This is a genomic window from Streptomyces sp. PH9007 (assembly GCF_059813725.1).
On record NZ_CM187440.1, the window covers coordinates 5,703,644 to 5,716,972 of the forward strand.

Consider the following 13,329-nt stretch of genomic DNA (forward strand, 5'->3'; position numbering starts at 1 on the left):
GTGATCCCGCCGGTGCCGGCGGCCGCGGCCGGGCAGCCTGGGCGCATGACGACAGTGAGGTATCAGGCGTCCGCCATCGCTCCGCACGTTCTGGACGCCCTGCGCGCACGCGACGACGCCGGAGCGGTTCCCCGTCCGCACCCGCACGACGCGAACGGATCGCCGTTGCGCTGCTGTCTGCGCCGCGGTCGTGCCGGGGAACGCGTCTCGCTCCTCTCCTACGCCCCGCTGCGCCGGTGGGCGGCGGAGAAGGGCGCCGACCCGGGAGCGTATGACGAGGTGGGGCCGGTCTTCGTCCACACCGACCCGTGCGAGGGCCCGGACCCGGCGATCGCTCATCCGTTCGCCGAGACCGGGGCCCTGCGCGTGCTGCGCCGCTACAGCGGCGAAGGGTGGATCACGGGAGGCGAACTCGTGCGGCTGCCGCAGGACCCGGGGCGCGCGCGAGCCGCCGTGGACGGGGCGCTGGACACGGCTTTCGCCGACCCACAGGTCGCACGCGTGCACATACGGGCGGTGGAGTACGGCTGCTTCCTGTACGAGGTGCGCAGGCCCTGACCCTCCCGCCGGTGGCCGTTCGCCGCGCCGGCCACCGCGTGAGCCTCCGGCGCCCCGGCGGTCCGGCCCTGCGGCCACGCCACCACGGCCCGGGCAGGCCCTAGTTCTCGACTCCCCGCGTGCTGAGCTCCTTCAGCCAGGAGGGCCCGCTCAGCAACTCCAGCAGCAGCAACAGCCGGGTCAGCGGGTTCCACTCGGTCTCCTCACGACCCGTCGCCGGGCCGGCGCTCCCCGCCGCGCCCGCGGTGGCCGGCCGGGCGGGCGGCAGCAGCGCCCAGACCGCCTTGCCGTGGGCGTTCGGCGCGGTCCAGCCCCAGGTCTGCGCCAGTGACTCCAGGACGTGCAGCCCCCGGCCCGACTCCTGGAAGAAGTCCGGCTCCCGCACCACCGGGACCTCGCTGCCCGGGTCGAAGACCGCGCACAGCACCGAACCACCGCAGTGCACCAGGCTCAGCAGAAACGGTTGGTCTCGGCTGGCCGGCGGCAGCGGACGACCGGGGGAACCGGTCGGCGGCGCACCGTACCGCAGGGCGTTGGTGACCAGCTCCGAGACGATCACCGTGGCGTCGTCCGCCAGCTCCGGCAGCCCCCATCCGGCCAACGTCGTGCGCGTCAGCTCCCGCGCGGCGGCCGGGGAGGTGGGCGAGTCGGCCAGTGGAAAGGTCGCGAAACCGGCGGAGTCCGGCTCGGCGCCGTCCGAACCACGCACCGGGCCAAGTCCGTCCGGGGGCGGCAGCGCGGGCAGTCCGCCGAGCGCCGGCAGTGCGGGCAGCCCCGGCTCCGCCGCGGGGCTGAGCGCCGCCGCGCCCCGGGCCCCCCTCACTCGCTGCCCCGGTGCTTCCCCGGGCGTCCACCACGGCGAGTGAGCTGGCATAGGTCCTCCGCTGCACTGTGTTTCCCAAAGCTGACTCTGAGCGACGACTCCGCTGGGTCTATCCTCACTGAACCGAGCGTATCGCTGCAAGTACATCTGAAAGAACGAATGCAAGAACAGATGCAAGAACACGCGCCGACGGGGGAAGTAATCGGTCTGGATCCGAACGACCGCCCACCACCGGCCCGCACGGGCCGGCACGGTGACCGAGGAGGAGCTATGCCGCAGTTCGCCAACGGTGTGTCAGCCGAGCGTCTTGAGGGAGCTGTCTGGCGCAAGAGCGCCCGCAGCAACCCGAGCGGAAACTGTGTCGAGGTGGCCACGTTGGCCGACGGCGCGGTGGCCGTACGCAACTCCCGTGACCCGCAGGGCCCGGCGCTCATCTACACCAGGGCCGAGATGAGCGCCTTCATCAACGGCGCCAAGGACGGCGATTTCGACGATCTGGCCGACGTCACGGGCTGAGCCGCCCGGCCCGGCAGGAGCTGAAATCCCCCTGAGTGGGGCGGGCGTTGCTGTACCAGGCGCTCCCACAGTGCGACACTGGGTGCACATTTCAACCACTCAGGGGAACTCAGATGGCCTCAGCAGAACCCGGCCGCGCCTCCTCCGTGACGGACCTGCTCTCCCACGCGCGGGGCGGACCCACCGCACTGCGCATCGTGCTCGGCACCCAGCTGCGCCGGCTGCGGGAGGACCGCGGCATCCGACCCGAGGAGGCCGGCCGGGCGATCCGCGCCTCGCACGCCAAGATCAGCCGGCTGGAACTGGGCCGGGTGGCCGCCAAGGAGCGGGACGTCGCCGATCTGCTCACCCTGTACGGCGTGGTCGACGCCCCGCGCCGCTCCGAACTGCTGGAACTCACCCGGCAGGCCGGCAGCCCGGGCTGGTGGCAGAAGTACAGCGATGTGCTGCCCAACTGGTTCGAGACCCTCATCGGCCTGGAGGAGGCCGCCTCGGTGATCCGCACCTACGAGGTGCAGTTCATCCCCGGGCTGCTCCAGACCCCCGACTACGCGCGCGCCTGCATCGCGCTCGGCCACCCCCGCGAGACGCCGCGGCAGATCAACCGGCGGGTCGAACTGCGCCTGGAACGCCAGCAGCTGCTGCGCCGCAGGTGTGGCCCCAAGCTGTGGGCGGTCGTCGACGAGGCGGCCCTGCACCGTCCGCTGGGCGGCGCGGCGGCGATGCGCACCCAGATCGAGCATCTGCGCGAGCTGGCCGAACTGCCCAATGTGACCATCCAGATCGCGCCGTTCCACCTCGGCGGTCTGGCCACCGCCGGGGCTCCGGTCACCATCCTGCGCTTCATGGAGCCGGATCTGCCCGACATCGTCTACCTGGAGCAGCTCAACAGCGCGCTGTACCTCGACAAACGGGACGACGTCGAGGACTACATGGCCGTGATGGACAGCCTGTGCGCGAGCGCCGAACCGGACAGCCGCACCCCGGAGTTCCTCTCCCGTCTCTCCTTTCCCGATCCGCCCGCGCCCGGCGCGGGACCGGCCTGAGTCGATCAGGTCGGGCATCTGTTCGGGCCCCGGCCCCGGCCCTACTCTGGGAGCGCTCCCATTCATGAGCCGCATCAATGGAGGGTCGGCATGCATTCCCTTGCACACTCACGGCGTTCCGGGCTGTTACGGGCCCTGGCGGTGGCGACCGCCGCGCTGCTGTGTCTCATCCCGTGGGCGGACACCGCCGCCGCGCACGGCTCCACCATCGATCCCATGTCCCGCAACTACAGCTGCTGGAAGCGCTGGGGCAACGACTTCCAGAACCCGGACATGGCCAACCAGGACCCCATGTGCTGGCAGGCCTGGCAGGACAATCCCAACGCCATGTGGAACTGGAACGGCCTGTACCGCGACGGCGTCAACAACAACCACCAGGCCGCCATCCCGGACGGCCAGCTGTGCAGCGGCGGTCAGGCCGAGGGCGGCCGCTACCGCTCCATGGACACCGTGGGGGCCTGGCAGGCGACCAACATCGCCAACAGCTCGAACTTCACGGTGCGGGTGCACGACGCCGCTCTGCACGGCGCCACGTACTTCCAGGTCTACGTCACCAAACAGGGCTTCAACCCCGCGACCCAGGCCCTGAAGTGGAGCGATCTGGAACTGGTGCGCACCACCGGCTCGTACGCGCCGGGCGAGGGCACCCCGTCCACCGAACCGCAGCTCGGCGGCGTCACGGTCTCGATCGACGCCGGCGCTCCGGGGCGTACCGGCCGGCACATGGTCTACACGATCTGGCGGGCCGCGCACATGGATCAGACGTACTACCTGTGCAGCGATGTGATCTTCGGCTGACACGGGAGTGACGCACGGGCTTGCCACCTCCTCGCCCCCCACGGAGGGGGTGGCAGGTCCGGCGCGCCATCTCGCCGGGAAGGTCTCAGATCCAGCGCTCGACCACGGTCACCAGGTCGCGGACGACCTCTTCCCGGTTGGTCTCGTTGAGGATCTCGTGCCGTGCCCCCGGGTAGGCCCGCCAGCTCAGCTCGCGGGTGCCGGCGTAGCGGAAGTCCTCCAGCAGCCCGTACACCAGCGACATCCGGGCGTGGCAGGGGTCCTGGTCGCCGACCGCGAGATGGACGGGCAGGTCGCGCGGGATCCGGCCCTGCTGTGCGGGATCGTTGATCTTGCGGTTTCCCGCCACCCAGTCCAGCGCGAGCCCGGCGCTGAAGGGGAAGCCGCAGCGTTCGTCGGCGACGTAGGCGTCCACCTCCGCCGTGTCCCTGGACAGCCATTCGAACCCGGTGCGGAACGGATAGGGATCGTTGAACGACCCGAACAGCCGCGGGACGAAGGTTGACGCCGCGGCCCGCCCGTCCCGCTCGATCTCCCGGTGCAGTTTGTCCAGCGCCGTCTGCGGATCGCATCCGGGCAGCGCGCGGAAGGTCCCGGTCAGCAGCAGACCGGCGAGCCCGTCCCCGTACTCCTGCGCGCAGTCCCTGGCGAGCTGGGAGCCCATGGAGTGCCCGAACAGCACCAGCGGCACTCCGGGCACCCGCGAGCGCGCCCGCTCGCCGACCAGCCGCAGGTCATCGACGACCGCCCGCCACCCGGAGGCGCCGACCACCCCCAGGCCGCCGGTGTGCGCGGCGGTCGCGCCGTGCCCGCGGTGGTCGGAGGCGATCACCCCCAGGCCGCGCGCGGTCAGCCGGCGGGCGAAGCGGTCGTAGCGCAGCCCGTGCTCTGCGGCCCCGTGCACCAGCTGTACCCAGCCGCGTACGGCGCCGGTGCCGCCGGGCGGGAGCCAGCTGTGCGCCACCACGGTGACGCCGTCGGGCGCGGTGATCTCCTCGGTGCGGGTCTCGGTCTCCACCACTGGCTCCCCTGTTCTCCCGCACGGCCGCTGCCGCCGTACGGGGCGCGCGCTCCCGGCGTGCGTCGTCCGGCCGGCTCCCGCTGACCACCTAACCCCAAGCCCCCCGGTGGCGCGAGTGCGGCGGCTCAGTCGGTGTGCATCTTGGTGAAGTAGTGCAGGGCCGCCTGGCTGTGGGCGATCCGCTCCTCCAGCAGTGCGGCGTCGAAGCGATAGCCGGTGCGCATATAACTGAACGTCATGGCCCGCCCGCGCCCGGGCAGGGTGCGGTCCCGGCGCCACACCACGTTCTTGGGGCAGCCCCACACCAGCATCTCGCCGACGTGGCCCAGGGTCAGCAGGGTGACCAGCACCGATCCGATGAAGAAGGTCACCCACAGCGGCAGCAGCAGGACGAAGCCGAGCCAGCCCGCCCAGGTGCCCCGGCGGCCGGTCAGTGGCGGACGTCCGTCGGGGAAGTCGATCCGCCAGTAGCCGCGCCGGCCGATGCGGGAGGCGCCGTGGGTGATCCGGCACAGGGGGAGGCCCTCGGCGTCGGTCACGGCGAAGTGCCGGGGCACGGTGACCCCGGGTTCTTCGGGCCGCACCGTGGCCGTCGGCCGGCCGGAGGGGTCGTGCAGAACGAGAACGGGGTGCGGTGTGCCGTACCCGCCGCGGGTCCGCTCCTCCACCTCGGCCACGGTGACCGGTCCCGACACCTGCGGCCGGCCGGCCGCCACCTTGACCAGGGTTGCGCCGCCCCCGCTCCCGCCGCCGGCCACCGCCGGGTCGTCGGGCGCGTACAGGCGTACCCGGTGCCCCCCGTCCTCCTCCCGCCGTTGCTGAAGCCGGCGATCGGGGAGGATGGCGAACTCCTCGCCCGGTGCCCATTCTCCGGTCCGCATGCCCTGGGTGCCCGTGATGTCCACGGTGAAGCCGGCCGTCATGGTCGCGATCCTCCCAGCCGGACGGGGGGCCGAAACGCGGCCGTGTCGGGGATCACAGCCACCGCCCCGACCCGGGCGCGCGGCGGGCGCCCGGCGGCCCCAACCTCACACGGTCCTGATCTTGCTGTTCCGGGGCCGTGCGACAGATGATGGTGCGGTTGTGGGTGTGATGTACCGGCTGTCCGGTGCGGAGGGAGCGAGCGCATGAACGCGGGCCGGGTGACCGTCGTCGGTGAGGTACTGGTCGATCTGCTGTGGCGGGCCGGCGAACGGGAGCTGAAGGCGGTTCCCGGCGGCAGCCCGGCGAACGTGGCGGTCGGCCTGCACCGTCTGGACCGCCCGGTCACCCTGATCACCGCCTGGGGCGACGACGTTCCCGGGGCGCTGGTGCGCGAGCATCTGGACGGCATAGGCGTGGAGGTGCGCCGCGCGCCGGCCGACTCCGAGCGGACGATGGTGGCGCTGGCCTACCTGGACGCGCACGGTGGTGCCCGGTACGACTTCCTCGCCGACTGGGACCCGCGGCGCATCGAGGTGCCGGCGGACACCGCCGTGCTGCACACCGGTTCGCTGGCGGTGGTCCTCGAGCCGGGTGCCTCCCGGGTGCTGGAGCTGTGCCGGGAGCAGTGCGCCGCCGGCGCCACGGTGGTGGCCGACCTCAATGTGCGGCCCGCCGTGCAGCCCGACCGGGACGCCTATCGGGCGGCCTGTGCGCGGCTGGCCGCGGCGGCGGATGTGCTGAAGGCCAGTGACGAGGATCTCGGCTGGCTCTACCCCGGGCTCTCGGCGCGCGACGCCGCCCGTGAACTGCTGGCGCTCGGCCCGGAGCTGGTGGTGGTGACGCTGGGCCCCGAGGGCGCGCTGGCGCTGACCGCCGATGACGAGGTGCGCGCGCAGGCCCCGTCGATCTCCGTGGTGGACACCATCGGGGCGGGGGACACCTTCCAGGCGACGCTGCTCGACGCCATCGCCGGCCATGGCGCGGTGCCGCGTCAACCCGCTCTGCTGACCGAGGTGCTGACGCGCTGTGCGCTGGCAGCGGCTATCAACTGCACCAGGACCGGGGCGAATCCGCCGACCACCGCGGAACTCGCGGCCGCCGTCGGGGACAACGGCCGTTAGTCAGGGCGTGGCAAGGTTGTCCAATTGGCCGAGACCATTGGGCTTCTGAAAGACCGTCAGGTGAACTTGTGGGATGGCCTGGTGAGAAGCACCGGCCGTGTCGCTGATGATACGATCACCGCGCTTGCCAAACGAGCTGTGGGCACGTATGGCGAACGGCAATCAGGCACATCAGCCGAGCGGGCCATCCCCGAGGAGCGTTATGCCGTCAGCAGGGCGTCCCCTGCCGTCAGGGGTGGAGTCCAACCGGCCTCCTGACCAGCTGTTATGCGGTGTGCGCCCGGCCGAGTGCCGGTAATCCCCAAGACTGCCGCGGGCAGGCCGACTCGCACCGCATCGATGATGCTGCCCGCGTTGCGGTCAATTGGGGATTACATGTGAAGCCGGTTCTTTTCTTGTGAAAGAACTGTGCCAGGAAGCGAATAGATGCGGTCTAGCTTAAAGAGAATCTCATGACGTCACTACAGGATCCAGCGGTCTGGGGTTTGGTCGCCGGAACCCCTCTCGCCGCCACCGTGATTTATCGCGGCCGAAAAGCGAGAGCAAAGCTACGCGAAGAGAAGGATGAGCTGGCCACCCGGCACGCGGAGCTGGAGGGCTCCTTCGCCGAAGCCGTGGCCGAGGCCGAGAGTCGCGCGGAGGAGGGCACCAAGACCGCTCTGAAGGCCGCCATGCGGACCCTTCAGGGTCTGGCCAACGAGCAGCAGCTGTCCATCTCCAAGGTGCAGGACAAGTACGGAGACCTGCACATTCTCCAGGACCTCCTGGAGATCGACCACATGAACTCGCAGTTCGGCCGGCGTGCGCAGTCCATCGCCGTGCTGTGCGACGGGTGGCTGGGCCGGTCCCGCGCGGTGGCCTCCGTCTATGACGTGGTGCGCAGTGCGAAGGGCCGCATCCGGCACTACACCCGGGTGGAGGTGCGCTCGCAGAGCAACTTCGCGGTGGTCAGCCGTGCGGTGGAGCCGGTGGCCCTGGCCCTGGCCGAGCTGCTGGACAACGCGACCAGCTACTCGTCCCCCGAGACCACGATCGAGATCAACATCCGTACGGTGCCCAAGGGCGTCATCGTGATGATCGACGACGCGGGCGTCGGCATGAACGAGGAGGAGAAGAACCGGGCGGCGCGGCTGCTGTCCGGGGACACCCCGCCCGGGGTGACCGAGCTGGGCAACCCGCCGCAGTTCGGCTTCGCGGTCATCGGCGTGCTCGCCGCGCGGTACGGGTTCAACGTCTCCGTGGACTCCTCGTCCCCCTACGGCGGTGTGCGTGCGGTAGTCCTTCTGCCCCAGGAGCTGCTTACCACCATGCCCGAGCCCGAGCCGGAGACGACGCCCGCGACCGAAGCGCCCGCACCCGGTCAGGTGCCGGCCCCGGTCACCGGGACCACCGCCGGCGGGCTGCCCAAGCGCAGGCGCCGCGGGATGTCCATCGTGCCGCCCGAGTCGCGCGGCGCCGGTGCGCCGGCGCGCTCCAGCGAAGAGACCGCATCGATCATGGGCGCCTTCCAGCGAGGCACTCAGGCCGGCCGTAACACCGCTCCCAGCACGGAAGGACCCGAGCAGCAGTGAACCACGATCTCTCTTGGATGCTGGAGAGCGCCCTTGAGGTGCCCGAGGCCCGCCACGCCCTGCTGGTATCGGCCGACGGTCTGCTGATGGCCCGCTCCAAGGACGTCCCCAAGGACGACGCGGACACCATCGCGGCGGCGATGAGCGGCATGCAGTCGCTCAGCCGTACGGTGGCGGGCTTCGGCGGTGACGGCGCCATGCGCTGGCGGCAGACCCTGGTGGAGTTCGACAGCGGTTTCGTGTTCCTCATCTCGGCCGGTGAGGGCGCCTACCTCGCGGTCTCCGCGTCTCCCCAGGTGGACATGGCCGACATCACCTTCCGGATGCAGCAGCTGGTCAATCAGCTCGGCAAGGCGCTGTCGACTCCTCCCCGTGAGAATTCCGGTATCCCCACATGAGTGATGTTCCAGACGAGCTGCCCGCCGAGGCCGCTGATTTAGTGCGTCCGTATGTGATCACCAATGGTCGCGGTCTGCCACAAAGCGATCGCTTTGAGTTGATCACTTTGGTTACGGCCTCTGAGGGAAGCCAGCAGCAGGGTCCTCTGGACCCGGAGAAGCGCAGCGTGATGGAGCTGTGCGAAGGCGGTTATCTTTCGGTCGCCGAGATCGCCGGTCATCTGGATCTGCCGGTCGGCATTATCAAGGTTCTGCTGTCCGATCTCGCGGAAGAGGGACGCATCATGATGCGTGCCCCGATCCCGCGCGCCCATCTGACCGACGTCCAGGTTCTGCAGGAGGTGCTGAATGGACTCCAGGCACGCTTCGGGTAACAGCGTCCACCTCCAGGAAAGTGTGCAGATCGCCGCAAAAATCCTGGTGGTCGGCCATTTCGCCGTAGGCAAGACGACATTCATCGGAACGCTGTCCGAAATCCCCCCGCTGCGCACCGAGGAGACGATGACGCAGGCGGGCGCGGAGATCGACGATCTGAAGGGGGTGCACGGCAAGACCACCACCACGGTGGCCATGGACTTCGGCCGGCTCACCCTCAGTGACCGTTTGGTCCTGTACCTGTTCGGTACACCCGGTCAGCAGCGCTTCGTCCAGGTGTGGGAGGACATGAGCCGGGGCGCCCTGGGCGCGCTGGTGCTCGTGGACCCCGAGCGCCTCCAGGAATCGTTCGCGATCATGGACCTGGTCGAGAAGTACGGCATTCCCTTCGCCATCGCGATCAACCGGTTCGACGGTCAGCCGAACCGGGCGGACGAGGAACTGCGGGAAGCGCTCGACCTGTTGCCCGACACCCCGATCGTGACCTGTGACGCACGTGACGAGAAGTCATCGGCGAACGCGCTGGTGGCTTTGGTGCGTTATCTGCAGAATCGTTCCAGCTAGGAGTATCGATGGAACCCCAGCCCAGATACGACAGTCCGCCGCCCGGCTGCCCGGCCCACCAGGGAGGTGCCACCGAGGAGCAGTACGAGTACGAGAGCGTCCCGCTGTACGGGCCGGAGTTCGCGGCGGACCCGCAGTCCTTCTACACGTACCTGCGCCAGTTCGGCCCGGCCGCCCCGGTGGAGCTCAGTCCCGGGGTCGAGGCCACGCTGGTCACGGACTACGCCGCGGCCCTGCACGTGCTGCAGAACCCCGAGCGCTTCTCCAAGGACGCCCGCAGGTGGGCGGACCTGAAGGAGGGGCGGATCGCGGAGGACAACCCGGTGCTGCCGATGCTCGGCTACCGGCCCAACGCGCTGTTCACCGACGGCGCGGAGCACATGCGGCTGCGCCAGGCGATCACCGACTCCCTGTCGCGCATCGACGCGCACCGGCTGAGCCGGCACGTGGAGCGCGTCTCCACCTACCTGGTCAGCCAGTTCAGCCACCGCGGCACGGTCGACCTGCTGACCGAGTACGCCCGGATGCTCCCCCTGCTGGTCTTCAACGAGCTGTTCGGCTGCTCCCCGGAGATCGGTGACCGGCTCATCTACGGCACCTCGGGCATCTTCGACGGCGGGGTGGACGCGGACAGCGCCAACAAGGAGCTGTCGGCGGCACTTCAGGAGCTGATCGCCGCCAAGCGCGCCAACCCCGGCGAGGACGTGGTGTCCTGGCTGATGGAGCACTCCTCGCAGCTGACGGACGAGGAGATGATCCATCAGCTGGTCATGCTCATCAGCGCCGGCATGGAGCCGCAGCGCAACCTGATCGCCAACGGGCTCCAGCTGATCCTCTCCGACGACCGTTACTCGGGCGGGCAGTTCGGCGGTGCCCTGCTGGTCGAGGACGCGCTGGACGCGGTGCTGTGGGACGCCCCGCCGATGGCCAACTACGCCCCGCACTACCCGGTGCAGGACACCGACCTGATGGGTGTCCCGGTGGAGGCCGGGGAGCTGCTGCTGATCAGCTTCGCCGCGGCCAACAGCGACCCCGCGCTGCCCTCCGCCCGGCACACCCTGAGCAAGCGCGCCCACCTGGCGTGGAGCGCCGGACCGCATGCCTGTCCGGCCAAGGACCCGGCGCAGCTCATCGCGGTCTCCGCGATCGAGAAACTGCTCAACCAGCTGCCCGACATCGAGCTGGCGGTGCCCGAGGAGTCCCTGGTGTGGCGGCCGGGCCCGTTCCAGCGGGGTCTCACCTCGCTGCCGGCGCGCTTCGCCCCGGTGCGGCCCACTCGGCCGCAGGCTTCCTCCGGCGGTGCGGGTACCGGGTCGAACGGTGGCTCAAACGTTCCCACGAGCAAGCCGGGCAAGGGCAGTGTGTGGAGTTCGTTCCTTGCCTGGTGGCGCGTGTGACGCAGGTTACATGAGCATATTCCCATGACATGTGTAAACCATCAAAGCATCCGGGTAGTACGGCCTTCGTATTTCGACCGGCTGTTCGCATGCCCAGCGGCCGGTGAAATTCATCCGAGTCAATGATGGTGCACATGCAGGGAGTCATCGTGGGGCCGGTCACATCGGGAACAGTAGTCGATCCACGGTCCGTGGTCTCCTTGGTTTCGCGACTGCGCGCGGCACAAGGACAGGACAACCCCTATCCCATATATGCCAAATTCCGGGAAATGGGAGACGTGGTCCCCACCCCTTGGGGGGCTCAATTTCTCACCACCTATGAAATATGTGACACGGTATTGCGGGACAAGAGGTGGAAGGCACTCGACGGTGAGTGGCGGGCGCGCCAGGGCGATCAAAAGCGCTGGTCGGCGCCCGCCTCACGGGAACTCGGCGAGGCACTCCAGGGAATTAACCCGCCCCACCACACCCGGCAGCGCCGGGCGCTGGGAAATCTTTTCGACCGGCACACCGTCGGGCGGCTCTACGCCCCCCTCGGCGGAATCGTCGATGAACTCCTCGACGGGCTCGCCGAACGGATGCGCGACGGCGAGGCCGATTTCGCGGAACTGGTGAGCGAACGTCTCCCGGTGGCGGCGATCGGCGAATGGCTGGGAATTCCGCGCGCCGACCACGAATTGCTGGTCTCCTTGACGCACGGTCAGGCGTACGCCCAGGAATTGCTTCCCTCGGCCAGTCAGCTCGCCATTGCCAATACCGCCACCCTCGGTCTGCGTGAATACTTCACGGGATTGATCAGGGACCGGCGCGCCACCATGGGCGACGACGTCCTGTCCCGGTGGATCCGCGTCTGGGACGAATTGGAGCCCGACCGCGACCAGGCCGACGAAACCCTCTACTACCTCGCGATGTTCATCGTCATCGCCGCCCTGGAGACGACCTCGACGGTTCTGTCCAGCATGATCTGGACCCTCGATCAGCACCCCGACCAGCTCAGCCTGCTGCGCCGCAACCCCGACGAGGTCCCTCAGGCGGTCGAGGAGGCGCTGCGCTATGACCCGCCGGTGCACGTCACCACCCGGGCCGCGGGCGAGGACATGGATCTGGCCGGTGTCTCCGTCGCCCGCGACCAGCTGATCCACATCGTCATCGCCTCCGCCAACCACGACCCGGCGCGCAACGACAACCCCGACACCTTCGACCTGCGGCGCAAGGGCGGTCATCTCACCCATCTGTCCTTCGGCGGCGGCATCCACTACTGCATCGGCGCCGGCCTCGCCCGGCTGGAGGCCACCCTCCTGCTGGAGCGCGTCATCAGGCGCTTCCCCACCCTGCGTGTCAGCGCGCCCCCGGAGTGGGAGCCGCGGGTCGCCTTCCGCCGGGTGCGGGCGCTGTACGTCGTCGACGGCTGAGCGAACTGGAGTCCGGATGTCCGACAACTTCACCACCCTGCTCGTCAAGCGCGAGGGCCCGGTGGTCCACGCGTGCCTGAACACGCCCGAGAACGGCAACCTGGTGACCGAGGCGGTTCTCGACGAACTGCTGGCGGTCCTGGAGTTCATCCACGACCACCCGGAGATCCGGGTGTTCACGCTCTCCGCCACCGGCGCCGACTTCTGTCTGGGCGCCGACCGCAACGAGTTCGAACGCCTGATGGCCGAGGACCCGAGCGGCACCGCGATGCGCGCCCTGAGCGGCAAGGCCCGGCGGGTGTGCGACTCCCTCGCCACCACCGGCGCCGTCACCATCGCCCGGCTCCAGGGCCGCGTGATCGGCGCCGGAATCGCCCTCGCCGTCTTCTGCGACCTGCGGGCCGCCGCCGAGGACACCCGCTACCGGCTGCCGGAACTCGCCGTCGGGCTGCCGGTGGCCTGGGGCGGTGCCCTGCCCCGGCTGCTCCACGAGTGCGGCGCCGCCCGCGTCCGGGAGCTCGTCCTCACCGGTGAGAGCTTCGACGCCGCCACCGCGCGCGAGCTGTCCCTGCTGCACAAGGTGGTGCCCGAAGCGGAACTGGACGGCGTCGTGGACGGCTGGATCCGGCCGCTGCTGCGCAGGCCGGGAACCGCCCTGCGCACCACCAAGGCCGTGCTGAACGCGCACTCCTCCGTGGCCCGGCTCACCGACGCGAGCCTGCTGGAGGGTGACCTGCTGGCCGGGACCCTGGCGCTGAACCAGGGCCGGGCGGCCGGCGGGGAGCGGAGCACGCTGTGAGCGGGG

General features: G+C 69.9%; 15 protein-coding genes. 12 read left to right on the plus strand and 3 right to left on the minus strand.

What is annotated here, in order from left to right:
- Nucleotides 1-45 precede the first annotated feature (45 nt).
- On the plus strand, nt 46-558 hold the full coding sequence (locus ACTFAP_RS26150; RefSeq protein WP_500467594.1) for a DUF1203 domain-containing protein: 513 nt from the start codon (nt 46-48) through the stop codon (nt 556-558).
- A 100-nt stretch (nt 559-658) separates the two neighbouring features.
- Here ACTFAP_RS26150 and ACTFAP_RS26155 read toward each other — a convergent pair whose 3' ends face one another.
- Complete coding sequence (locus tag ACTFAP_RS26155; RefSeq protein WP_500467595.1) at nt 659-1,381, minus strand: ATP-binding protein; 723 nt, start codon at nt 1,379-1,381, stop codon at nt 659-661.
- Nucleotides 1,382-1,651: 270 nt separating this feature from the next.
- Between ACTFAP_RS26155 and ACTFAP_RS26160 the strand changes: the two genes are divergently transcribed.
- The 3 genes from ACTFAP_RS26160 (at nt 1,652) to ACTFAP_RS26170 (ending at nt 3,741) form a co-directional block, all read left to right on the plus strand.
- Nucleotides 1,652-1,897: a DUF397 domain-containing protein gene (locus ACTFAP_RS26160; RefSeq protein WP_500467596.1), complete on the plus strand. Its 246-nt coding sequence runs from the start codon at nt 1,652-1,654 to the stop codon at nt 1,895-1,897.
- A gap of 113 nt (nt 1,898-2,010) precedes the next feature.
- The gene (locus ACTFAP_RS26165) at nt 2,011-2,943 is read left to right on the plus strand and encodes a Sco1979 family transcriptional regulator (protein ID WP_400008661.1); all 933 of its coding nucleotides are present in this window, start codon (nt 2,011-2,013) and stop codon (nt 2,941-2,943) included.
- 90 nt (nt 2,944-3,033) lie between these two features.
- Nucleotides 3,034-3,741: a lytic polysaccharide monooxygenase auxiliary activity family 9 protein gene (locus tag ACTFAP_RS26170; RefSeq protein ID WP_400008662.1), complete on the plus strand. Its 708-nt coding sequence runs from the start codon at nt 3,034-3,036 to the stop codon at nt 3,739-3,741.
- An 85-nt stretch (nt 3,742-3,826) separates the two neighbouring features.
- On the opposite strand, the gene ACTFAP_RS26175 is transcribed toward ACTFAP_RS26170, so the two are convergent.
- Complete coding sequence (locus tag ACTFAP_RS26175) at nt 3,827-4,759, minus strand: alpha/beta fold hydrolase (RefSeq protein WP_500467597.1); 933 nt, start codon at nt 4,757-4,759, stop codon at nt 3,827-3,829.
- A 128-nt stretch (nt 4,760-4,887) separates the two neighbouring features.
- Nucleotides 4,888-5,685, minus strand: coding sequence for a hypothetical protein (locus ACTFAP_RS26180; RefSeq protein ID WP_400008664.1), 798 nt, complete (start codon nt 5,683-5,685; stop codon nt 4,888-4,890).
- A 204-nt stretch (nt 5,686-5,889) separates the two neighbouring features.
- Between ACTFAP_RS26180 and ACTFAP_RS26185 the strand changes: the two genes are divergently transcribed.
- The 8 genes from ACTFAP_RS26185 to ACTFAP_RS26220 all read left to right on the plus strand — a co-directional run bounded on the left by ACTFAP_RS26185 (nt 5,890) and on the right by ACTFAP_RS26220 (nt 13,323).
- On the plus strand, nt 5,890-6,807 hold the full coding sequence (locus tag ACTFAP_RS26185) for a carbohydrate kinase family protein (protein WP_500467598.1): 918 nt from the start codon (nt 5,890-5,892) through the stop codon (nt 6,805-6,807).
- A 452-nt stretch (nt 6,808-7,259) separates the two neighbouring features.
- A complete protein-coding gene (locus tag ACTFAP_RS26190; protein WP_390126076.1) occupies nt 7,260-8,378 on the plus strand; it encodes an ATP-binding protein in 1,119 nt (372 codons plus the stop codon).
- Nucleotides 8,375-8,776: a roadblock/LC7 domain-containing protein gene (locus ACTFAP_RS26195; protein ID WP_030731459.1), complete on the plus strand. Its 402-nt coding sequence runs from the start codon at nt 8,375-8,377 to the stop codon at nt 8,774-8,776. The genes ACTFAP_RS26190 and ACTFAP_RS26195 overlap by 4 nt, the downstream gene beginning before the upstream one ends.
- Nucleotides 8,773-9,150, plus strand: a complete 378-nt coding sequence (locus ACTFAP_RS26200) for a DUF742 domain-containing protein (RefSeq protein WP_030731461.1) — start codon at nt 8,773-8,775, stop codon at nt 9,148-9,150. Before ACTFAP_RS26195 ends, ACTFAP_RS26200 begins: the two co-directional genes overlap by 4 nt.
- Nucleotides 9,125-9,715, plus strand: a complete 591-nt coding sequence (locus ACTFAP_RS26205; protein WP_030731464.1) for a GTP-binding protein — start codon at nt 9,125-9,127, stop codon at nt 9,713-9,715. Before ACTFAP_RS26200 ends, ACTFAP_RS26205 begins: the two co-directional genes overlap by 26 nt.
- An 8-nt stretch (nt 9,716-9,723) precedes the next feature.
- Nucleotides 9,724-11,112, plus strand: a complete 1,389-nt coding sequence (locus tag ACTFAP_RS26210; protein ID WP_495682613.1) for a cytochrome P450 — start codon at nt 9,724-9,726, stop codon at nt 11,110-11,112.
- Between the two features lie 338 nt (nt 11,113-11,450).
- Entirely contained in the window at nt 11,451-12,524 is a 1,074-nt protein-coding gene (locus ACTFAP_RS26215; RefSeq protein ID WP_495682614.1) for a cytochrome P450, read from the plus strand.
- A gap of 16 nt (nt 12,525-12,540) precedes the next feature.
- On the plus strand, nt 12,541-13,323 hold the full coding sequence (locus tag ACTFAP_RS26220) for an enoyl-CoA hydratase-related protein (RefSeq protein ID WP_495682615.1): 783 nt from the start codon (nt 12,541-12,543) through the stop codon (nt 13,321-13,323).
- The last annotated feature ends 6 nt before the right edge of the window (nt 13,324-13,329 follow it).

Coding starts and splice junctions, on each gene's coding strand:
- ACTFAP_RS26150 (WP_500467594.1), top strand. CDS start 46: ATGACGACAGTGAGGTATCAGGCGTCCGCCATCGCTCCGCACGTTCTG.
- ACTFAP_RS26180 (WP_400008664.1), bottom strand. CDS start 5,685: ATGACGGCCGGCTTCACCGTGGACATCACGGGCACCCAGGGCATGCGG.
- ACTFAP_RS26165 (WP_400008661.1), top strand. CDS start 2,011: ATGGCCTCAGCAGAACCCGGCCGCGCCTCCTCCGTGACGGACCTGCTC.
- ACTFAP_RS26210 (WP_495682613.1), top strand. CDS start 9,724: ATGGAACCCCAGCCCAGATACGACAGTCCGCCGCCCGGCTGCCCGGCC.
- ACTFAP_RS26205 (WP_030731464.1), top strand. CDS start 9,125: ATGGACTCCAGGCACGCTTCGGGTAACAGCGTCCACCTCCAGGAAAGT.
- ACTFAP_RS26190 (WP_390126076.1), top strand. CDS start 7,260: ATGACGTCACTACAGGATCCAGCGGTCTGGGGTTTGGTCGCCGGAACC.
- ACTFAP_RS26170 (WP_400008662.1), top strand. CDS start 3,034: ATGCATTCCCTTGCACACTCACGGCGTTCCGGGCTGTTACGGGCCCTG.
- ACTFAP_RS26200 (WP_030731461.1), top strand. CDS start 8,773: ATGAGTGATGTTCCAGACGAGCTGCCCGCCGAGGCCGCTGATTTAGTG.
- ACTFAP_RS26220 (WP_495682615.1), top strand. CDS start 12,541: ATGTCCGACAACTTCACCACCCTGCTCGTCAAGCGCGAGGGCCCGGTG.
- ACTFAP_RS26185 (WP_500467598.1), top strand. CDS start 5,890: ATGAACGCGGGCCGGGTGACCGTCGTCGGTGAGGTACTGGTCGATCTG.
- ACTFAP_RS26160 (WP_500467596.1), top strand. CDS start 1,652: ATGCCGCAGTTCGCCAACGGTGTGTCAGCCGAGCGTCTTGAGGGAGCT.